We start from the raw sequence: 21,884 nt of genomic DNA, 5'->3' as shown, positions 1-21,884 counted from the left end.
TGATTATAAGCATTCTTATACATTGAACTTTAGAGTGTAATATAACACTTTAATACAGACTCTTTACAATTGTTACAAGACCACTTTTAATTGTCTGAAGACTCCTTTTTTTGTTGATTTCATAGGCTTCAGTCATCCTCAATCCTATAAATAGGATTAATTTTTTTACCCAAATCCTATTAATCCTACTACTTTTAGTATTAATTTCACCAATAAAATCACTAAAAAGTAATCTAAGCAATTCATACATTTGTTTCACTTTTTGAAATTGATTAAATACTTTTTTCTCAATATCAAATTCAATAATGATCATTTTATCTTTTTATTTACTAGAGAATAAAAAAATATAAAGTGCATAATAAGATTCATCGAAATGATTATACTCAAAATTTTTTATTTTAATCTTCCTAAAATTATTTTAATTAACTATAAAATGTTAATTGAAAAGCAATAGTATTATTTATTTTAGACTGTCTAAAGAAATAAAATAGAACAGAAAACATGCCCAATTGCATTTTCTAAAAGAAGGTGATTTGACAGTATATTTTTATATTTGGAATAAAAAAGAATATTTAACGAGTGAACTTTTTGATTTAACAGAAAATGAAAAACAAGAAATTAATCATCAAGTGATTGTTGAAATTGAAGAAGAAAAATAAAAATAAATTTTCTTAAACGTTAGAAAAAAGCTAGCGTTTTTTTGTTGAAAATACGCTAAAAATGTCTGGGTACATTTTGGGTACAGATACAGTATGATGTGGGTACAAAATGGGTACAACACAATATCTTGCGGGTACATTCTGGGTACAAAGCAAAAAAATGTATACTTTTTCAAAATCTCTGTATCCCTTGAAATGTCTGGCTTCGCCAGACCATACATTTTTTTATGTATGCAAATTTCCCTTATGCTCTTACAAAGAATTTGGAGCTAATTCAAAATTTGGTGTTTTTTTGAAAGTAATTGTCCCTGCAGGAACTAAAAAAATTGAATGGATTTTTGAGCAATTTTATGCCAATTTTTAATTTGCATATAGATGGGCAGTGTCTAAAAATTCGTCACTGGTTTTGCTCAAATTTTTGTTTGTGAAATTAAAATATATTTATTTGGCTCTCATTTGCGTTTTAAGAGCCAATATAAGTTTTTGGGTATAAAAATATATAAATAACTCTAATTTTTCAAAATACCGTCTTAAAATTAAAAATAAAGGTATTCTGATTTGTAATAAATTAGAATATAAAAAAAGAGCCACCATTTAAAATTTAGGTAGCTCTTACTCACTTTTTGGATGATAAAAGTGGAAAAATAATACGAGAAAAACCAGAAAAAGTATTTTAATTATAACACGGCATTTATGCCGAGAAAATTTATTGTGCGTTGAGAAGAACCCTTAACTAAACTTGGAGACGAATGTCGGCATAGCGTGAGCTATTAAGCCGACCATTCGACAAGTTTTGGGATTGTTAAGGGTTCCGAGGCTCAACGTCAATAAAGCAATTGGAATAAAGCATCTATGATTATTTGAAAACATAAGTTATAATACATTCAAAAATATTTTTGAATGAGGTGTAATTATGATTCAGACTATTGTAACTGCTGCTATTCTTTATATTGCGACAGCAGTAGATTTATTAGTGATTTTATTAATATTTTTTGCTAGGGCAAAGACTAGAAAAGAATATCGAGATATTTATATTGGTCAATATGTAGGATCTGTGGCATTGATTGTCGTAAGTTTATTCTTTGCCTTTGTCTTAAATTATGTTCCTGAAAAATGGATATTAGGATTATTAGGGTTAATACCGATTTATTTAGGAATTAAAGTAGCTATTTATGATGATTGTGAAGGAGAAAAGAGAGCTAAAAAAGAATTGAATGAAAAAGGATTGTCTAAATTAGTTGGTACGGTTGCAATTGTTACGATAGCAAGTTGTGGTGCTGATAATATTGGTTTATTTGTTCCGTATTTTGTGACATTAAGTGTTACTAATTTATTAATTACTCTGTTTGTCTTTTTAATTTTAATTTTCTTCTTGGTATTTACTGCACAAAAATTATCTAATATTCCAGGAGTTGGAGAAATTGTTGAGAAATTTAGTCGTTGGATTATGGCTGTTATTTATATAGCTTTAGGTTTATTTATTATTATTGAAAATGATACTATTCAAACAATTTTAGGATTTATATTTTAATTTAGGGTGCGATTTTATATGAGTTATGAAAATGCTTGTGATGTGATCTGTGTACATGAGGATAAAGTTAACAATGCTTTAAGTTTTTTAGAAGATGATAAATCTAAGAAATTACTTAACATTTTAGAAAAAATTTGTGATGAGAAGAAATTGAAAATCATATTATCTTTGATTAAAGAAGATGAGTTGTGTGTTTGTGATATTTCTTTGATATTGAAAATAAGTGTTGCTTCAACTTCACATCATTTAAGACTTTTATATAAAAATGATGTACTTGATTTTTATAAAAAGGGAAAGATGGCATATTATTTTATTAAAGACGATGAAATAAAAGAATTTTTCTCTAAAAATCAGGAGGGTTTTTGAAACGAGTGAAACGAGTTTCTTCTTGTCTTGATACTATAAAAAAGCAAAGATATAACATAAAATGACTTATCGGAAGTAGATATGCTTGTATATTCACAGATGGTATAATAATAGAGTCGCCTATCTCTCAGGCGTCAATTGACGAAGAGAGGAGGTGCATTACTTTGCTAATCATTTTCGTTCACATCATAGCACCAGTCATCAGTGGCTGTGCTGTTGCGTATTATACTTATTGGCTTAGTAAACGCAACAAATAATTAATAGGCGACTTATAAGCCAGCATCGAAAAAATCCCCACACTATTGCAGTAGTGTGGGGATTGGTGCATTAATTGTTAATCATTTTCGTTATCTAAATTATAACACTGGTAAGTAGAGGAATGCAAAGACCTACTATAGTCCATATTTATTTTTTCTCATCTTAAAAGCAATGTCTCCACCTTCTAAAATTTGAATGACAGAATTTCTTACTAAATTATTATCTATGGATCCTAAACTTTCATTATTTATAATTCCTTGTCCGTTTTCATTTTCCATTGTCACAATTAATTCTGCGTCACCAAATACAGGTATATTAGCGTTGTGTGTAGCAAAGATAAATTGTCTATTAATTTTTAATTTTCGGGTATTTTCAACTAAATTGTTTGTTATAAAAGAATTATCTAAATTATCTTCTGGTTGATCCACTAAAAGAGGGTCATCATTACTTAAAGTTAACAGATTTAAAATAGCAGTACACTGTTGTCCTTTGGATAATTTATTCAGGGATCGGAATTCTATATTTTCATCACTTCCAACATTTAATTGTATATCTATAATATTTTCTAGCTCGATTGATTCCAAATGTAAAATTCTTTCATAGTCCATATTTGAAAGGATATCTGCTTTATTTTTTTTCAAGCCACTATCCTTATACTCATCGTATATAGCTTCGCTGTCTCTATCCTTAATTAAGTTAATAAATTTAGACAAATTAAAATTTTGATGCTTTTTTATCCATTCCAATGTTGAATATCCTAATCCGTTCTCATCTTTGAGAAATTTTATTAAATTATTAACATTTGCATATGGATGAATTTTGATGTTTACTTGTCCTTTTAAATAGTTATTATTTATTTTTTTGACGCATTTGTTAAGATTTTTCAATTGTTCATCGAATATTTCTTTTAAATTTTCTTTAAGTTGCATTCTTTCTTTTTTCAGTTTTTCAATCTCTATGTTGACTTGAGAAAGTTGTGTTTCTAATGGTTCGATAGAAGTTATTTGTTTTTGAGTCTCAGTATATTCGTATGCTATTTCTTGTTTGGTTTTCCCTTCTATATCATCTAAGGATTTAATAGCTTCATTTATTTCCTTCTCAACATGCTTTTTCTTTTCATGCCAATCATTATAAACTTTGTCTATTTCGCTTTTGGTAGTATTTTTTAATTCAGTAAAAGTAGACTGTATTTCTTTTAGTTTTTCATTATGATTGTTTATAATACGTTGAATATTATCAAAGATATCAATATGTTTAATTTCTTGATTGTAATTTTCTTTAAAAGGTAGAATGACGTTTGTTATAGAAATATCATTATCTTCAATAATTTTTTTAGTGGTTTTTATGTATTGCTCTTCTTTAGATACTTTACCTTGTACCTCTAATTTCTTTCCAATGCCCAGTTCATTGAAATGTTTTAACTTTTCTTTTAATTTAGGCAATTCATTGATTTTCTCTTGTAATTTTTCAAGTTTCTCTTCAGTTTTAATTAAAGATTCTGTATTTGATTGTAAGTTACTTTTTATTTCTTCTTTTTTTTCGTCATTATTATCATTTCTGTTTAAAAAACGATTTAAAATTTTTAATTTTGCATTTTCATCTGTAGTTAAATCGATAATTTCGTTTTGACTGTAAACCTCTATATTAGGAAGAATGTCTTTAACAGTATAACTAGACACATTATTGTTTATATCTTTAATTATAGGGTCTTCATTATATCTTTTTATTATCTTAAATTGTTTACCGTATTGTGCATGTGATGTTACAACTAATTCTACTATTCCACCGATTCCTAAATTAGATTTACAGATGTTTTCAAAAGATGTGTTTGCATTTCGACTCATAGGATTTATGTCTAATGCATATCGAATTAATTCAATAAATGTTGATTTTCCAGCTCCTCTACCACCAATAATTGTATTAAGATTCGGGGATAAATCTAATGAGAGGTTATCTAAGTACCCCATAGAAATTTTTATTTCATTAATAGAAGAATGTGGGTATTTATTGTTAATGTCAAAATTTAATTTAACCCTAGCTTTAGGATCTCTAAAGGCTAATTTAAAACTTTCAAAGTTAAGTTTTGACATTTTAATTAAGCAACTTGCTGTATCTAAATCTAAATCTTCAGGTTTACTAACGTCTTTAGCATTAATAAGAGCAAAGGGAGTTTTCTTTTGATAATTAGGGTCTTTGTTTTTAAGTATATTAATGTAGTTAGGATTTACTTCATTTTTTTTGGAAGGTATTTGTGCTGCTACTAACTTATCCGATTTCCAGAGGTTATTATGTTTTCCTTTCAAGACGCCATTATCACTGGTAATATGTGCTGCATACCAAAATCCACCCCTATCTATTACTCTTTGTGTGATGTCATGAAAACTCATAGTACTGGGGGAATTGCCGTCTTCAGGGTTCGATAATCCTAGTTCTCCTAAGTATCTCTCTAGCTCTTGTTCTTCAGTATTCTCTGAAAATAGACAAACAATATGAATTTTTTCTGATGTGGAAATTTCGAACCCTGGAAATACAAGAATTCCTTTAGATGATAAATATTCTCTGAGTTTCTTTGATTTATCAACATTTCCATGATCTGCTAAGCCAATAATTGATATGTTGTTTTTTATACAATAGTTGTATATAGATTCATTATATTGTTCCTCTGTCATTTCATGTTCTTGTCCTCTATATTTAATATAGCTATATGGATTAACTTGCAAAGCACATTTATAAAATTCAGCGTAGTTTTTAGACATACTATTTCTCCTTATTAATAAAAATATAGTGCTATATTAATTATATAATAAACCTTATTTATAGTCTGATTTTATTAAAAAATTATAATTTGATTCTCATTGTAAAAATAGCTGCTTTTGTTCAATTTAAGTACGCTCTAAATAAACAAAAATAGTCCTCTTATTAAAATAAGAGGACTATTTTTGTTTAAAATTATTCAAGACCATTCGCTTTCTAACATACTCATTTGCCATAAATTATAATATTCTCCATTTAATTTTCTAAAGTCTCTTTTTTCTCCTTCTTTTATAAATCCAATCTTTTTGTAACTTTTAATAGCTGATTTATTAAAGGCAAAAACACCTAATTCAATTCTGTGTAGTCCCAAATCTTCAAAAGCCTTTTTCAATAATTTCTTTATTATTTTAGGGCCTAATCCTTGGCCACGCATTTGCGGATCACCTACTAAAACTTTACTTAACGTGGCGGAACAATTTTTAAAATCTATATTATTTAAAGCAATATGACCTATAATTTTTTTTGAATTATTTTCTTCAATGATAACTTTATAAATTATTTTACTAGAATTTTCTTTATTTGTGTCTTTAATATATTCCTTTAATTGTTCTTCATCTAGGGGATAATTAAAATCTGTACCTGCCCATTTGACTAAAAGTTCAGGAGAGTTTATCCAGTTTATTAATAAATCAAAATCTTTCTCCTCAAAATATTCAAACTTAATCAATAAATTACTCCTTAAATAATAGGTTATTAACTATAAAAATTCAGTGAATGTTGCAATATAAACAACCACTACAATTTTTTGATACTTTCTTCATCAACTTTCTATCTTAAATTTTCGATTTTTTATAAAGCGTTTTGTATTATCTAAATAACTCTTTACAATTTACTGATTTTTAAGCTTTTGCTAATAGATTTATGCAACTTTAATATTATAAGTAAATCTATGCACTTCATCATTAAATTTAAATTCTGCCCAAATTTTATACATCCCTTTTTTAGGAAAATGAGCATAAAAGGTTGTAGAATCAGGTGATTCTGGGTGAACATGAATATAATCAGTTAATTGCTCATCAAATATAATCACATGTCCTAAAGCTCCTAAATAAGGTTGGGGAGTTAATTCTGTATTGAAAGTTAAAGGGACATGTTCATCTTCTTTAGCACTTATAGAATTTAAAGTTACATGAACTCCTTTGTTAACTTTTACCCAATTTTTATCAGAATTTAAAGATGTTGTAGAGGTTATTTTATCTCCAATTTGCAGTTCAATAGGATGAACGGAATACACATGGTTTTTTGGTGTAACATCAACAAAAGCCTGGTAAGTTCCTGGCTCTAATTGTTGGTTAATTATAAATAAACCTTCATGCTTTTTTTGAGGGTGTAGGTGGTAATATTTCTCCATGTCATTAGATACTAAAACGAAATGCATTTCTTTTTCATGCATAGTATCTAATAATGGGGCATTATTAAATTCATCTTCTAACGTAATTTCTATATTACCATCTCTATATACAACATTTGCTTTAATTTCGGGTTTGTTTGAATGATATTCATGATTATGATTCATATTTTTATCCTCCTTAATTTTTAATAAGGGCATATCATTAAACGATATGCCCAACTATTTAAATTATTTAATTACATCGTAACCTTGATCTTCAATAGCTTCTTTAAAGTCGTTGAAAGCTACTTGATTTTCATCAAATTCAACTTCCACATTCCCATTCGCCAAGCTTACTTCTGAAGATGTTACACCATCTAATCCATTTAATGCTTTTTCAATTGAATGCTTGCAATGGTCACAGCTCATACCTTCTACATTAATAACTTCGTTAGTCAATGTTGTCACCTCCTTTCAAGAAATATAAGATTCTTATAATTTCATACGTTTTAGACGTAAAGCGTTTGTGACAACACTTACAGAACTTAAAGCCATTGCTGCTCCCGCAACCCAAGGTGCTAGCAGACCAATTGCTGCTATAGGGATACCTGCAACATTGTAACCAAACGCCCAAAATAGATTTTGGCGAATATTACGAATTGTAGATTTACTTGCTTTTATTGCTTTTGGAATTAATAAAAGGTCTCCTCCTAAAATAGTTATATCAGCAGCTTCGATTGCAACTTCTGTACCTGTACCAATGGCAATACCAATATCTGCTTTAACTAGTGCTGGAGCATCATTGACACCATCTCCAACCATAGCTACTTTTTTACCTTCAGATTGAATTTCTGCTACTTTAGAAGCTTTTTCTTCTGGTAAAACCTCTGCAATAATCGTGTCTATACCAACTTGTTTTGCTATTGCTTGTGCGGTACGTTTGTTATCACCAGTTAACATAGCAACTTCAATACCTAATTCATGAAGTTTTTGAATAGCTTGTTGGGCAGTATCTTTAACTGTATCAGCTACAGCGACAACCCCTCTCAATTCGTTATCTACGCTTATAAGCATTGCAGTTTTTCCTTCTTTTTCAAATTGAGCGAGATTTGTTTCAGCTTCATTAGTTTGGATTCCTTTTTCACTCATTAGTTTTCGATTTCCGACAAAAAGTTCTTTACCATCAATTGTTGCATTTATACCGCGCCCTGGTATAGCTTCAAAATGGTCTACTTCTAAAAATTCTAATGATTTTTCTTTAGCATAACTTACGATAGCTTCAGCTAGTGGGTGTTCAGAACCTTTTTCTGCACTAGCTAACAATTGTAATGTTTGATCATCTCCACTAAAATCAGTGACTTCAGGTGTGCCATTTGTTATAGTGCCAGTTTTATCTAAAACAACTGTATTAATAGCGTGTGTACCTTCAATGTGTTCTCCACCTTTAAATAGAATGCCATTTTCAGCAGCTTTTCCGGTACCCACCATTATAGAAGTAGGCGTAGCTAAGCCTAACGCACAAGGACAAGCGATAACTAATACTGCTATTGCAGCAACTAAGGCTGGTTCAAATTGTCCCGGCTGAACTAATGAAATCCATATAATAAATGTGAAAATCGCGATACCTACAACGATAGGTACAAAATATCCAGAAATAATATCTGCTAGTCTTTGTATTGGCGCTTTAGAACCTTGCGCTTCTTCGACAACTTTAACAATGGAGGCAAGAGCTGTATCTTTACCAACTTTTGTTGCTTCAACAGTAATTGCTCCATTTTTATTCATTGTTGATCCTATAACATTATCATTTTGCATTTTTTCAACAGGAATAGATTCACCTGTCAACATTGACTCGTCAATTGAAGTCATACCTTTAATTATTTTGCCATCTACTGGTATTTTTTCTCCTGGTTTGATAACTAAATAGTCTCCTTCTTTTACTTCACTTAAAGGAACCATAGTCTCTTCACCGTTGCGTAATATACGTGCTTCTTTAGCTTGTAAATTCAACAATTTACTTAACGCATTTGTTGTTTGTGTTTTAGCACGTGCTTCTAAATACTTTCCGAAAAGAATTAAAGTAATTAATACAGCACTTGTTTCAAAATATAGGTGTGGCTCATAATTTGTATTAATTAACCACTTAATCGATTCATAAATACTATAAAAGAAGGCTGCGCTTGTACCTAAAGCGACAAGAACATCCATATTTGCTGACCCATTACGAAGGTTTTTATAAGCGCCTACATAAAATTGCCAACCAATAACAAATTGAACAGGCGTTGCTAATACAAATTGGAACCACGGGTTCATAAATATATGTGGTATTTGAATACCAAATAAATGAACGAACATTGTCATTAACAATGGAGCTGCTAAAACAGCTGAAACAACTAATTTAATTAACTGTCGTTTTAATTGTTTTTCTTTTTGGGAACTTTTTTCTGATGCTTCTTTTTTAGGTTGTGCCTCATACCCTAGGTTTTTAATACGTTGTTGAAATTCATCTACAGACGTCATATCAGGGTTGTATTCTACAGTAGCACTTTCTGTGGTTAAATTAACTGTAGCCTTATTTACACCTGAGATTCGATTTAAAACTTTTTCGATTTTATTCGAACAAGCTGCACACGTCATTCCCATTACATCGAGATCCACTTTTTCGGTTAAAACTCCATAACCTGTTTTTTGAATTGTATTTGCAATATCTTCTAATGATGTAACATTGGGGTTATATTCAATTGTAGCTTTCTCTGTAGAAGGATTTACATTAGCGTTAACTTCATCTAATTTATTTAGATTTTTTTCTACTTTATTCGAGCAAGCTGCACATGTCATGCCTGTGATACCTAATGAGGTTTTTTTAATATTTTCACTCAATTATTTCTTTCCTCCTATTTTGAAAATTGTTTTAATACAACCATCAATTCTTTGATACTTTCTTCTCCGTTGCCATTTTTAATACCTTCACTTACACAATTAGATATATGGTCTTCAGTTACTATAAAACCCACTTGTTTTAGGGCTGATTGTATTGCTGTTATTTGTACTAGTACGTCTATACAATATCTATCTTCTGCTATCATTGATTGTAAACCGCGCATTTGTCCTTCTAATCTTTTGAGTCTATTGAGCAATGCGTCATTGTTTTTAACAGTAGTAGTGTTCAATTTCACCCCTCCTCGTATACCCTGATGGGGTATGTCTTATTGAAACCTATATTATACCCCTGGTAGGTATAAGTCAATACAAAAGTTTCATATAAAAAATTAATATTTATAGTTTGTTTTAAGAGGTACACTTGTATAAAATGTATGCTAAAACTTATATTAGGAGAGATATATTTGGATAAAAATATACAACTTGAGCTTTACACAAGACCTACATGCTCTGATTGCCAAGAATCAAAAAGGTATTTAAACTCTCAAGAGATTAGTTATAGTCATAAAGATGTAAGTCAAAATTTGGACTTAGAAGAAGAAATGAAAAAATATCAGGCAACCGAATTGTTCCCTTATTTGTTTTTTATAAAAAAAATTTTTGGGGTAAAAAAAGTTGTTTAAATATTACGTGGGATTTGAAAATAACAAAAAAGATATATTAAATATATTGGAATAATTAAATAAACAGCCATTATTTTTTAATAATGGCTGTTTATTTAATGATGATGTTGACTGTCTTCTTCTTTCACGATACAAAACAATTTTTCACTATGATTATTGTTAGAAGTTTCAGTCTGTATTGTGACATGTTGAATATTTTGATGATTGAGTTCATGTTCTATACGTTTAAGTAAAAACTCATTTTCAGTAATGGTCATTGTATCTTCTACAACAATATGACAAGATAACGCGTTTAATCCGCTAGTTACTGACCAAACATGAAAGTCATGAATATTTTTAACTTCTTTGAATTTTTTAATAGTTTTAATAATGTCTTTTGTATTTATATTGCTTGGTGCTCCCTCCATTAATACATGAAGACTTGATTTTGTTACATAAAAGCCGCTACGTAGTACTAAAATTGCTACAATCACACTTGCTAAAGGATCCGCCCACCCCCATCTAAAAAATATAATGAGAAGGGCTGCTATAACTGCACCTATAGATCCAAGGGTTCTGTTGCAAAGTTAATTTTATAGTATAATTTTAACAAAAAAGGAGCGTTCTCTATGAATTATTTTAGATATAAGCAATTTAATAAAGATGTAATAACTGTAGCCGTTGGCTATTACTTAAGATACGCGCTTAGTTATCGTGATATATCTGAAATACTAAGAGAACGCGGCGTTAACGTTCATCATTCAACGATCTACCGTTGGGTTCAAGAATATGCTCCTATTTTGTATCAAATTTGGAAGAAAAAGCATAAAAAAGCTTATTATAAATGGCGCGTTGATGAGACATACATTAAAATAAAAGGAAAATGGTACTATTTATATCGTGCCATTGATGCAGATGGTCATACATTGGATATTTGGTTACGTAAGAAACGAGATAATCATTCAGCATATGCGTTTATTAAGCGACTTATTAAACAATTTGGTAAACCTCAAATGATAATTACAGACCAGGCACCTTCGACGAAGGTGGCAATGTCTAAGTTGATTAAAGATTTTAAACTTAATCCCGACTGTCATTGTACATCTAAATATCTTAATAACCTCATTGAGCAGGATCACCGTCATATTAAAGTGAGAAAGACGAGATATCAAAGCGTCAATACGGCAAAGAATACACTCAAAGGTATTGAATGTATTTATGGTCTATATAAAAAGAACCGTAGGTCTCTTCAGATCTACGGATTTTCGCCGTGCTACGAAATTAATCACATGTTGGCCAGTTAAGGGAATACTACCATGTTAAAATGATAATTAGTTATATTTTTTCTGACTTTGCAACAGAACCTTTTTTTACTTTGCAACAGAACCAAAAAAGATATGCAAATTATTGGAAATATTGACTGATTAGGGTACACCCTAATCATACAAATATAGTTGTTGAATTTATAACGACTAAAACGTATGATTAGGGTGTATATTTATTGTGGAGTGAAAATAAATGATTATAGGTTATGCGAGAGTATCTTCGATAGATCAAAATTTAGAAAGACAGTTGGAAAATTTAAAAACGTTTGGTGCTGAAAAAATATTTACAGAAAAACAGTCTGGTAAATCTATTGAAAATAGACCGGTACTTCAAGAAGCACTTAACTTTGTGAGAATGGGAGATCGGTTTATAGTGGAATCCATCGATCGTTTAGGTCGTAATTACGATGAAGTGATTCATACTGTTAACTATTTAAAAAACAAAGAAGTTCAATTGATGATTACTAGCTTGCCTATGATGAACGAAGTTATTGGCAATCCATTACTAGATAAATTTATGAAAGACCTAATCATTCAAATATTAGCAATGGTTTCAGAACAAGAACGAAATGAAAGTAAACGTAGACAAGCCCAGGGTATTAAAGTTGCGAAAGAAAAAGGTGTGTATAAAGGACGCCCTTTATTATATTCGGCCAATGCGAAAGATCCTCAAAAACGTATTATTTATCATAGAGTTGTAGAAATGTTAGAAGAAGGGCGAGCAATTAGTAAAATTGCCAAAGAAGTTAATATTACAAGACAAACAGTTTATAGAATTAAACATGATAAGGGATTATCTTGATAAATTGATTGTCAATGCAAATAAGAGGCTCTCACAGTGTCTCAAAACTCATATTATATTATTGAAATGATCTTTTAATAATTATACAAGAAAAAAAGAGTGCGAATTCGCACTCTCTTTTTGTGTAGTAATACTATTTAAATTTTTTATCAATAACGATGGTTTTTATTTTTAATTTAAGTATTACTCAGAAAGTTCCGCACTTTTTTCACTATGTTTTCTGGTTGTAGCTGCAATTAATGTTGAAATGACACCAAATATTATGAGTACTATCATTACAGCAGCAGGTGTGTTGAACGATAAATCTTTATGCAAGTAAATAAGATCTCTTAAACCTTCTACATAGTAACTAAATGGATCCCACGATAACACATATTTTTGATAGAATTCATGCAACATTTGTTTCGGTAATGTCAACATCTGCATACTGAAGAATAATAATACCATAAATAACGGTACTGCTCTCATGCCAAACCATGCCATGACACCAAGAATAAACATGGTGAAACCAAACATTGATATAAAGATAAACATTGCAGTTTGAATCGGTTGCGGCTATTCCAATTTGGAAAAGTGTTTGCTATAGTACGTTCAGAACGATTAACAAGATCTGATCCTCTAAAGGCATAAAATAGTAATACTCCAATTATAAGTGATCCCATCTACACAGGATTAAATAACAGCATACCACCCATACCATTTGCTTGATTCTGTTGCAAAGTAAAAAAATATAGCTAACCACTAATTTATCATGTCAGTGTTCGCTTAACTTGCTAGCATGATGATAATTTCGTGGCATGGCGAAAATCCGTAGATCTGAAGAGACCTGCGGTTCTTTTTATATAGAGCATAAATACATTCAATACCTTTTAAAGTATTCTTTGCTGTATTGATACTTTGATACCTTGTCTTTCTTACTTTAATATGACGGTGATCTTGCTCAATGAGGTTATTCAGATATTTCGATGTACAATGACAGTCAGGTTTAAGTTTAAAACCTTTAATTACTTTAGCCATTGCTACCTTCGTTGAAGGTGCCTGATCTGTAATTACCTTTTGAGGTTTACCAAATTGTTTAATGAGACGTTTGATAAACGTATATGCTGAATGATTATCTCGTTGCTTACGCAACCAAATATCTAATGTATGTCCCTCTGCATCAATGGCACGATATAAATAGCTCCATTTTTCTTTTATTTTGATGTACGTCTCATCAATACGCCATTTGTAATAAGCTTTTTTATGCTTTTTCTTCCAAATTTGATATAAAATCGGGGCATATTCTTGAACCCAACGATAGACCGTTGAATGATGAACGTTTACACCACATTCCCTTAATATTTCAGATATATCACGATAACTCAATGCATATCTTAGATAGTAGCCAAAGGCTACAGTGATAACATCCTTGTTAAATTATTTATATCTGAAATAGTTCATAAAGAAGGCTCCTTCTTTGTTAAAATCATACTATAAATTTAACTTTGCAACAGAACCGACTTTTATCTAAATACTTTTTTTACATTTTGTTAATTGTGTTTTAATAATCGATAGTTAAAATGAAAATATCAAAAAGCTATGCTTTTTGATTAGTTAATACCTTGTTTTTTGATTAAAATAGTCGAAATAATTTAGGAGGTTATTATAATGAAAAAATTAAATTTAGCAGAGCTAAACACTATTAATGGCGGAGGATTTAAGGATAGTGTTAGTGGAGGACTTTCGGATATGAAAAATGGATTTAAAGAAGGCTTAGGCGAGTGGGAAGGTGGAACTAATACAAACGGCTGGATTGGTAGAACCGGAGGAAAAGTTGTTGGCGGCGGTAGAGACTTTATTAATTCTGTAAATGACAAATTGGAATAATATTAATAATAAAAGTCACGGAGGAGAAAATTAATGAAAAAGTTATCGAATCAAGAAATAAAACAAATTAATGGTGGTAATGCTTGGGAAAGCCTTGGTGAAGTCACTGGAAAAGTACTTAATAAAGTAGATGATGTAAGCATCAGTGTTGTTGGAAAGAAATAATAAAATATTAAATACAACATATGCGAGGGTGGTATACCACCCTCGCATATGCTTTATAGAGGGTGAAAATGTGAAATTAAAATACATCCAACAGTACGATGAAAAAGATTGTGGTCCAACTTGTCTGGCGATGATCTCTCAGTATTATGGTAAACGTGTATCTATACCTAAGCTACGAGAATGGGCTAAAACAGATAAATTAGGGACAAATCTATACGGTTTAATAAAAGCAGGAGAAAAGATAGGTATCCAGCTTACAGGAGTGGAAGTAGAGTCTATTAAAGAACTAAATTCAGCAAAGTTCCCTGTAATTGCACATATTATCAATCAGCAAGGTTATGATCATTTTGTAATTATTGAAAAAATAAAAAATAATAAAATACATATTGTCGATCCTGGAAAAGGCAGATATAGACTTAATAAAAATGAATTTAATGAGCAATGGACGAACATTGCTGTATTAATTGAAAAAATGAGTACTTTTACAGTGGAAAATGAATCACCATCATATATGAAGCTATTTGTAGATATTTTTATAACAAATAAATTAAAAATATATTTGTTGGTTTTTATGTCATTTGTAATTAATATAATTGGTATTCTTGGAGCACTGTTTTTTAAATATTTGACAGACAATATTATACCAAACAACTTGATATCAAATCTTCATTTATTAGGTATGGGGATTCTTGCTCTATATATATCATCTATTATTGTAACTTATATAAGGTATGAGATGATTTTGCGGCTTAGTTTGAAAATAGATATAAATTTAATGAAAAATTATTTTTATCATGTGCTTCATTTACCCACAAATTTCTTTGATACGAGGAAAAGTGGGGAAATTTTACAAAGATTTATGGATACATCAAAGATTAGAGAAGCTTTATCGTCCTCCACAGTAACATTACTTGTTGATACTTTAATGATAGTAATTGGAGGCACCTTACTTTATTTACAGAACTCTAGGTTACTATTAATAACATTAATATTTATTCCCTTATTAATTGTATGTGCCTTCATATTAAAAAAACCGTTTGAGTATTACAATCAAAAAGTTGCAGAAAATGATGCTGATTTGAGTTCTTATTTAATTGAGTCTTTTGATGGTAATCAAATTATTAAAAGTTATCACTCAGAAGAAAATGTTTATAATAAAGCAGTGACTAAATTTGATAAATTAATGAAAAATCTTTTAAAACTAGGACGATTTTCAAATTTACAATTATCGTTTAATAGATTCTTAAAAATGATGATTAGCTTAGTTATTTTATGGGCAGGCGGTTACTTTGTAATTCATGAAGAAATGACATTAGGGAGCTTATTAGCATTTAATGCTTTAACAATATATTATTTAGATCCCATAGAAAGGTTAATAAACATACAACCCACTCTACAGTCATCTTTTGTAGCTGCAAGACGTATTGCAGAAATTACAGATTTAGATACAGAACCAAAAAATTCTGAAGAAAATCTACCTTATAAATTTGATAATAAAATCGCATTGCAGAATGTATCTTTTCAGTATGGTTTTCGAAGTATAGTTCTTGATAGTGTGAATATAGATATTAAAAAGGGAAATAAAATTGCTATTGTTGGAGAAAGTGGTAGTGGGAAGAGTACAGTAGGTAAGCTATTAGCCAGATACTACGATGTTAATGAAGGGAAAATTTTAATTGATAATGAAGATATTAATAAAATAAAATTAGTAGAATTAAGAGAGAAGATAGGTTATGTATCACAAGATACATTCTTATTTGCTGATACAATTTCTAATAACTTATTACACGGAAGTAACGAATTCAAATCTGAGAGTGCAGTCTTAGAAGCATGTAAAAATGCTGAAGCACTAGATTTTATTAATAAATTACCCAATAAATTGGATACAATGCTTGAAAAAAGAGGGTCTAATTTGTCAGGTGGACAAGCCCAAAGAATTTCTTTAGCCAGAGCATTTTTAAAAGATCCAGATATTTTTATCTTTGATGAAGCCACCAGTGCATTAGATAGTATTACGGAGAAAAAAATAATGAGTACTATAGATCAGTTGGTTTATAATGAAGGAAAAACCGCAATTATAATTTCTCATAAACTTAGTACGGTTAAAAATGCTGATATTATATATGTATTGCAAGATGGGCAAATGTGTGAACAAGGGAAGCACGATGAGCTTTTAAAGCTTCAAGGTATATACAATGAATTATGGAACTTACAAGTTTAAATTTAGATAATGTTGAAGATGGCCATTTAATTTATCTTTATGACGTTCATTTAATATAGAACGGAAGTTATCTAATAGTTGTTTATCGTTTCTAATTGTTACGATTTCATATCCATTTTCTTTTAATTGATTCATCATTTCCTTCTCTAAGGAAAACTCACTCTGATATGCCAATTTCGCCCCATCCTTTATTTATTACTATTTATTTCAATATATCATAGTATTAGAAACACGTATAAAGGAACTTTTATCTTTTATTGACATAAGTGATGATTATCAGAAGTTTGATTCACATTAAAAGAGGCTGGGACATAATTCCTAGCCTCTTTTTTATTTTAAATATAAACATATAACATGTTACCTTATTTAAAAATTATAGAAGTAACTAAGAGAGTCACACCAGACAGACAAATTGAAGTTATACATATCACAATGAATGGTTTAAGTGCTTTTGAAATAACTTCTTTTAAAACGATATTCAATCCTAGAGCAACCATCGCCATTAACATACATACCGTTGTAATAACATTTATAATATTCATAAGTAATGGAGGAATAGGAACAAATGTATTGATACAAGCCATTATAATAAAGCCAATTAGAAAGTAAGGAATATCGATTTTTTGTTGTACTTGACTTGAGTGTGACTTATAACGCATATACAAAATTAAGACAATGCTTAGTGGAATAAGTAAAAACACACGGCCTAATTTTCCAAGTAAAGCAAATGTCATTGCCTCTGGCCCGCCAATATCTGCTGCTAAAACGACTTGAGCGATTTCATGTAGACTGATACCTGTCCAAGCACCATAAGTTATAGTAGGTATGTTAAAAATAGCCTCGATAGCTGTATAAATAAGTGCAAATATAGTTCCAACTAGTGCAATAATACCTACACTTATTGCAATGTCTTTTTCTTTAGATTTTAAGATTGGTGCTGTAGCTGCAATAGCTGCAGCTCCACATACTCCTGTACCAATACCAAGTAGTATAGAGATATCTTTATTTCCTTTAATAATTTGATTCAAAATTAAAGTTAAACTTATTGAAAAGATAATTACGATAATATCAATAAGTAGTAATTTCCAGCCTTTACCTAAAATATCCCCTATGTTTAATTTTAACCCATATAAGATAATCGCAAATTTTAATAAACGTTTCGATGCAAACGTAATGCCTGGACGAATATGCTCAGGATAACCTATGACTTGGCGGTATATCATCGCAAAAATGATGGCAATAGCTAATGCCCCAATCGTATGTAAAATAGGAAATTTAGCTAATATATAACTGATTATTGCAATCGTAAATGTAAACATAATACCTTTCATAAATGAAGCCTGCGTTATTGATTTCATATGTACTTTCACCTCGATATAAAATCTTAGCACGTTATTGTTATAGCGTTAAATAAATAATAAGTATAGTATATATATCAAAAATGTTATATTAGACTTAAAGGAGAATGATTCATGGATCCGTATAAGGTATTAATTGAAGTAATGAAAACAGAAAGTTTTACTAGAGCAGCAGAAAATTTATATACTTCGCAGCCTTCTGTGAGTCGTGATATTAAACGTTTAGAATTAAAATATAATGTTAAAATATTTGAATTTAAATCTCCATATTTAAAACTAACTAGAGATGGCGAAAAGCTATTACAATATGCATTGCAACGGGAAAGTATTGAACAAGAATTATGGCAAAACTTAACATCGGAATCTGAAATCATCTCAGGCACCTTAACAATTGGAAGCAGTTATACATATGGTGAATATTTATTATCAGAACAGCTTACCCGTCTTATGCAACAATACCCTAAGTTACATATTCATTTACGTGTTAATAATTCAGATTCTGTTATAAATGATATTAAACACAACAGAGTAGATATAGGTATTGTAGAAAAGGAAATTCAAGACAATGTAATAAAATGTAAGAAAATAATAGAAGATGAAATGGTGTATATTTACAAAAAATCGGTTCAACCTAGAATGGATATATGTTTCGTTAGAGAAAAAGGGTCTGGAACAAGGTTTTATCAGGAAGTAGGTCTTTCTGAGTTAAAATTAAATCCATATTTGATAGAAATTAATAATATTAAGATTATCAAACAAATGGTAGAGGCTGGAAATGGGTTTGCGATTATTTCAAAATCAGCAATTCATCCCGAGGATTATGAAAAATTAATGATAACAACTTTAAATGTGAAACGTCATTATTACCTTGCTCAACATGTTGATAAATATATTGATAAAAATATTAGAGCTGTCATTGAAATGATTATGAAGTAGAGTATGTAAAAAAGCCGAGGCTAGGATTATGTCCCAGCCTCTTTTTAGAAAAGAAAATTAGTGAAAAAACTTTACTTATCATTTATTAGTTCGGTGTGCTCATATCACATCATAATATAAGCTATTATGACGAGAAAATTTATTGATGTTGAGCAAAATTATTAACTAAAATTACAATAAATGACGATATGACCAGGAAACTGTATAATCAATAATCTAAAAAAGACAAACAATAACTTAAAAGTGTTTGTCTCTTACATTACAATTAACATAAATAATGATTATCAGAAGTTCCATCAATATAAAAGGTGTATCAAGGGTTTATAAACTCTTGATACACCTTTTATATTCATTTTTAATTACCAAACAGTTTACTCCAAAAACTTTTTTTAGAATGATTTTCGTTTCTGATATCCTCTTTCTGCTCACCATCTATTTTATTACCTTGTTGCGGTTCACTATCTTGTTGCTTATCCTCATGTTTATCTTTACTTTCATCCCTAAAATGGGAAACCATTTTTTCTTTTTGACTATCTGAGTCATTATTTATAGAATCCATATTTTCCATTGTTTCTTGAACTTCAATGTCCTGCCTCTTATTAGCAGAATAATTGAGTTGCCTTTCTTCTTCTAACTCAGACTCCAACCTTTGTATTTTTTTGTTACTTTCTAATGCTAATACTTGTTGGTTTTCAAGTAATTTCGACCTTTCTTGTAATTCTTTTCTATAAAATTCTATTGTCGTTTCATGACGTTTTTCTTGTTTTTCAAGTTGTTTATTTAAAGTATCTATTTGCTTTTCGAGTAGTTCAATTATTTGAACATCATATTTAGATTCGTTTTTTTTATTATCTGTTTTAACTTTCTCTGAACTTACATTAGTACTTTCAAAGCCATATTTCTTTTTATTTCTGATTACTCTTTGAATGATTTTTTCTACATCAACATCATTTTTAATGAATGAAGTATTATCCTGTTTCACTGTTTCTATATTCAATCTTTTTATATTATTAAATACAGTCTGTTTACTAACTTCCAATTCTTCACTTATTTCTTTAACGCTCTTCATATCTTCAACCCTTTATAAATACTTTATCAACCCTTTATAAATAAATTTTATCACAAATACTTTTATAAAGGGAACTTAAGTAGTATTAAAAAACCTTTTATAAACACTTGATAAGATTATTATCAAGTGTTTATAAAAGGTTTTTAGTGGGATTATAATATCTTTTATATGTTCTTTTTTAATGATATAATGTCCATAATACGTTTTAGTCCCAACTACTGGTAATAGTTGGGACTGGGTAATAAAACGTTACAATACGTTAGCTATTTAATTTGATATATGTATTATATACAACAATATCTACAGTTTGCAAGTCAAAAAGTTATGTGGATTTGTAATGTTTTATTACCTCTATTCAAATTTAATTGGAAAGAGGTTTTTTATTATGTCTCGTAAAAATATTAAAAATCAAGCAAATCAAAACTTTTATATGCTACATAAAGCATTATTTGTTAATGAAAAATATAAAAAATTAAGTGATAGTGCCAAAGTTACTTATGCAATTCTCAACGATAGAGTTAGCTTGTCGATTAAAAATAATTGGGTCGATGATAATGGGGATATATATTTTATTTTTACAAATGAAAGTCTCCAGAATATATTAGATAAAAGCAAGAATACAATTACTAAAATAAAAAAAGAACTTCAAGCAGTAGGGTTACTTGAACAAATACGTACAGGATTTAATAAACCTAATAAATTATATTTGCATGATATAGAAACTAATATTAATGTAGAAAAAAGTATTCAATCCTCATCTATAACCTATAATGACAAGGAGTCCCAAATTTTGGGACTCCAGAATCCCGAATTTTGGGACTCCAGATTCTCAAAATTTGGGACTCCAGAATCCCAAATTTTAGACCCTAATGATACTGATTATAATGATACTGATTATATTAAGACTGAGAATAATGATACGGATGATTTGAATGATAAGAAATTAACCTATCCTAATAATCATGCAAATCATTCAAATCACGACAATTCAAACTTTAATAATGAGGCTTTAAAGTTTCAATTACTCGAAGAACTACCTCAAAGTATTCAAAGGTATTTAAATAACTTTTCTGTAAATGAAATTAAAATCATCAAACCTGTATTATTAAAAGCCAAAACGTCCTTTAATAATTCTATTGATACATATTACTTATTAGAAGATATGGAAATAGAAATACTTCACGTTCTTAAACGTTTCAAAGCTATGCTTATTCAAAAAAATGAAACCGTTGAAGCCATGCAAGGGTACTTAATGAAATCCCTTAAGTCTGAATTCGCTGAAATGCATACGCTTAATAAACGACGTGATCATTTACCAATCACTTCTTTATTTAATCAATAATGATTTAATTAGAGAGCATCTTTAAATAGATGTTCTCTTTTTTTATTTACAAGTGGTTGCTAAGGCAACCACCTAGATCAAACGAAAGTAAGGGAGGGATAACAAAATAACATCCACACAATGTCACAACCTAACATGCCGCTATTAAAGAAAGGAGGAACACTTATGCGTAATAAGAAAAAGATTAAAGTTACTTTGGCAATGATTAATGTTCTTTTAACTGCAGTCGAACTTTATCTTCAATGGCAATTGAGTAAATCTGAAAATGAACTGTAGTTAAGCAAGTAGGTGGGACTAAAA

General features: G+C 29.6%; 22 protein-coding genes and 3 pseudogenes. 13 read left to right on the top strand and 12 right to left on the bottom strand.

Going from position 1 to position 21,884, the window contains the following annotated elements:
• Positions 1-533 precede the first annotated feature (533 nt).
• From LIX58_RS12545 to LIX58_RS12525, 5 genes are all read left to right on the top strand, one after another.
• A complete protein-coding gene (locus tag LIX58_RS12545; protein WP_034172953.1) occupies positions 534-659 on the top strand; it encodes a hypothetical protein in 126 nt (41 codons plus the stop codon).
• Between the two features lie 109 nt (positions 660-768).
• Positions 769-1,023 carry a hypothetical protein gene (locus LIX58_RS12540; RefSeq protein ID WP_154838501.1) on the top strand — a complete coding sequence of 85 codons (255 nt, stop codon included), beginning with the start codon at positions 769-771 and terminating at the stop codon, positions 1,021-1,023.
• Between the two features lie 549 nt (positions 1,024-1,572).
• A complete protein-coding gene (locus LIX58_RS12535; protein ID WP_012818129.1) occupies positions 1,573-2,190 on the top strand; it encodes a CadD family cadmium resistance transporter in 618 nt (205 codons plus the stop codon).
• A gap of 18 nt (positions 2,191-2,208) precedes the next feature.
• Positions 2,209-2,556: an ArsR/SmtB family transcription factor gene (locus LIX58_RS12530; protein WP_002441960.1), complete on the top strand. Its 348-nt coding sequence runs from the start codon at positions 2,209-2,211 to the stop codon at positions 2,554-2,556.
• Between the two features lie 164 nt (positions 2,557-2,720).
• A complete protein-coding gene (locus LIX58_RS12525) occupies positions 2,721-2,813 on the top strand; it encodes a type I toxin-antitoxin system Fst family toxin (protein ID WP_001791613.1) in 93 nt (30 codons plus the stop codon).
• Between the two features lie 135 nt (positions 2,814-2,948).
• Here LIX58_RS12525 and LIX58_RS12520 read toward each other — a convergent pair whose 3' ends face one another.
• From LIX58_RS12520 to LIX58_RS12495, 6 genes are all read right to left on the bottom strand, one after another.
• Complete coding sequence (locus tag LIX58_RS12520) at positions 2,949-5,570, bottom strand: TrlF family AAA-like ATPase (RefSeq protein WP_053027805.1); 2,622 nt, start codon at positions 5,568-5,570, stop codon at positions 2,949-2,951.
• 197 nt (positions 5,571-5,767) lie between these two features.
• Positions 5,768-6,295 carry a GNAT family N-acetyltransferase gene (locus LIX58_RS12515; RefSeq protein ID WP_001831394.1) on the bottom strand — a complete coding sequence of 176 codons (528 nt, stop codon included), beginning with the start codon at positions 6,293-6,295 and terminating at the stop codon, positions 5,768-5,770.
• A gap of 192 nt (positions 6,296-6,487) precedes the next feature.
• On the bottom strand, positions 6,488-7,144 hold the full coding sequence (locus tag LIX58_RS12510) for a hypothetical protein (RefSeq protein ID WP_001831384.1): 657 nt from the start codon (positions 7,142-7,144) through the stop codon (positions 6,488-6,490).
• Between the two features lie 63 nt (positions 7,145-7,207).
• Positions 7,208-7,417: a copper chaperone CopZ gene (gene copZ / locus LIX58_RS12505; RefSeq protein ID WP_001831373.1), complete on the bottom strand. Its 210-nt coding sequence runs from the start codon at positions 7,415-7,417 to the stop codon at positions 7,208-7,210.
• 33 nt (positions 7,418-7,450) lie between these two features.
• A complete protein-coding gene (locus LIX58_RS12500) occupies positions 7,451-9,838 on the bottom strand; it encodes a heavy metal translocating P-type ATPase (protein WP_001832797.1) in 2,388 nt (795 codons plus the stop codon).
• Between the two features lie 14 nt (positions 9,839-9,852).
• Entirely contained in the window at positions 9,853-10,128 is a 276-nt protein-coding gene (locus LIX58_RS12495) for a metal-sensing transcriptional repressor (RefSeq protein WP_001831396.1), read from the bottom strand.
• Between the two features lie 174 nt (positions 10,129-10,302).
• Between LIX58_RS12495 and LIX58_RS12490 the strand changes: the two are divergent.
• Positions 10,303-10,576: pseudogene (locus LIX58_RS12490) on the top strand (glutaredoxin family protein).
• A 40-nt stretch (positions 10,577-10,616) separates the two neighbouring features.
• Here the strand turns inward: LIX58_RS12490 and LIX58_RS12485 are convergent.
• Positions 10,617-11,072: pseudogene (locus LIX58_RS12485) on the bottom strand (cation diffusion facilitator family transporter); the annotation flags it as partial.
• 57 nt (positions 11,073-11,129) lie between these two features.
• Here LIX58_RS12485 and LIX58_RS12480 point away from each other — a divergent pair.
• Both LIX58_RS12480 and LIX58_RS12475 read left to right on the top strand, forming a co-directional pair.
• A complete protein-coding gene (locus LIX58_RS12480; protein ID WP_016931271.1) occupies positions 11,130-11,804 on the top strand; it encodes an IS6 family transposase in 675 nt (224 codons plus the stop codon).
• 214 nt (positions 11,805-12,018) lie between these two features.
• Positions 12,019-12,627: a recombinase family protein gene (locus LIX58_RS12475; protein ID WP_145437214.1), complete on the top strand. Its 609-nt coding sequence runs from the start codon at positions 12,019-12,021 to the stop codon at positions 12,625-12,627.
• 183 nt (positions 12,628-12,810) lie between these two features.
• On the opposite strand, the gene LIX58_RS12470 is transcribed toward LIX58_RS12475, so the two are convergent.
• Both LIX58_RS12470 and LIX58_RS12465 read right to left on the bottom strand, forming a co-directional pair.
• Complete coding sequence (locus LIX58_RS12470) at positions 12,811-13,110, bottom strand: hypothetical protein (RefSeq protein ID WP_226386363.1); 300 nt, start codon at positions 13,108-13,110, stop codon at positions 12,811-12,813.
• A gap of 282 nt (positions 13,111-13,392) precedes the next feature.
• Positions 13,393-14,028, bottom strand: coding sequence for an IS6 family transposase (locus tag LIX58_RS12465; protein ID WP_226386364.1), 636 nt, complete (start codon positions 14,026-14,028; stop codon positions 13,393-13,395).
• 246 nt (positions 14,029-14,274) lie between these two features.
• Between LIX58_RS12465 and LIX58_RS12460 the strand changes: the two genes are divergently transcribed.
• The 3 genes from LIX58_RS12460 to LIX58_RS12455 all read left to right on the top strand — a co-directional run bounded on the left by LIX58_RS12460 (position 14,275) and on the right by LIX58_RS12455 (position 16,879).
• Positions 14,275-14,493 carry a hypothetical protein gene (locus tag LIX58_RS12460; protein ID WP_154838476.1) on the top strand — a complete coding sequence of 73 codons (219 nt, stop codon included), beginning with the start codon at positions 14,275-14,277 and terminating at the stop codon, positions 14,491-14,493.
• Positions 14,494-14,526: 33 nt separating this feature from the next.
• Positions 14,527-14,658, top strand: coding sequence for a hypothetical protein (locus LIX58_RS12585; RefSeq protein WP_257643419.1), 132 nt, complete (start codon positions 14,527-14,529; stop codon positions 14,656-14,658).
• Between the two features lie 70 nt (positions 14,659-14,728).
• Positions 14,729-16,879 carry a peptidase domain-containing ABC transporter gene (locus LIX58_RS12455; protein ID WP_154838477.1) on the top strand — a complete coding sequence of 717 codons (2,151 nt, stop codon included), beginning with the start codon at positions 14,729-14,731 and terminating at the stop codon, positions 16,877-16,879.
• 18 nt (positions 16,880-16,897) lie between these two features.
• On the opposite strand, the pseudogene LIX58_RS12450 reads toward LIX58_RS12455, so the two are convergent.
• Both LIX58_RS12450 and LIX58_RS12445 read right to left on the bottom strand, forming a co-directional pair.
• Positions 16,898-17,053, bottom strand: a pseudogene (locus LIX58_RS12450) (hypothetical protein); the annotation flags it as partial.
• A 188-nt stretch (positions 17,054-17,241) separates the two neighbouring features.
• Entirely contained in the window at positions 17,242-18,237 is a 996-nt protein-coding gene (locus LIX58_RS12445; protein WP_154838478.1) for a YeiH family protein, read from the bottom strand.
• 114 nt (positions 18,238-18,351) lie between these two features.
• On the opposite strand from LIX58_RS12445, the gene LIX58_RS12440 reads away from it, so the two are divergent.
• Positions 18,352-19,173, top strand: coding sequence for a LysR family transcriptional regulator (locus tag LIX58_RS12440; RefSeq protein ID WP_070441693.1), 822 nt, complete (start codon positions 18,352-18,354; stop codon positions 19,171-19,173).
• A gap of 355 nt (positions 19,174-19,528) precedes the next feature.
• Here LIX58_RS12440 and LIX58_RS12435 read toward each other — a convergent pair whose 3' ends face one another.
• Positions 19,529-20,242 (bottom strand): DUF536 domain-containing protein, encoded by a 714-nt coding sequence (locus LIX58_RS12435; RefSeq protein WP_154838479.1) that lies wholly within the window; start codon positions 20,240-20,242, stop codon positions 19,529-19,531.
• A gap of 385 nt (positions 20,243-20,627) precedes the next feature.
• Here LIX58_RS12435 and LIX58_RS12430 point away from each other — a divergent pair, with 385 nt between their 5' ends.
• The gene (locus LIX58_RS12430) at positions 20,628-21,584 is read left to right on the top strand and encodes a replication initiator protein A (RefSeq protein WP_226386362.1); all 957 of its coding nucleotides are present in this window, start codon (positions 20,628-20,630) and stop codon (positions 21,582-21,584) included.
• Positions 21,585-21,884 lie beyond the last annotated feature (300 nt).

It is taken from the genome of Staphylococcus sp. Marseille-Q1834 (assembly GCF_916858875.1).
Taxonomy (GTDB): Bacteria; Bacillota; Bacilli; order Staphylococcales; family Staphylococcaceae; genus Staphylococcus; species Staphylococcus pragensis.
The sequence above is the reverse complement of the archived record's forward strand: the minus strand, read 5'-3'. Positions and strand labels throughout refer to the sequence as shown.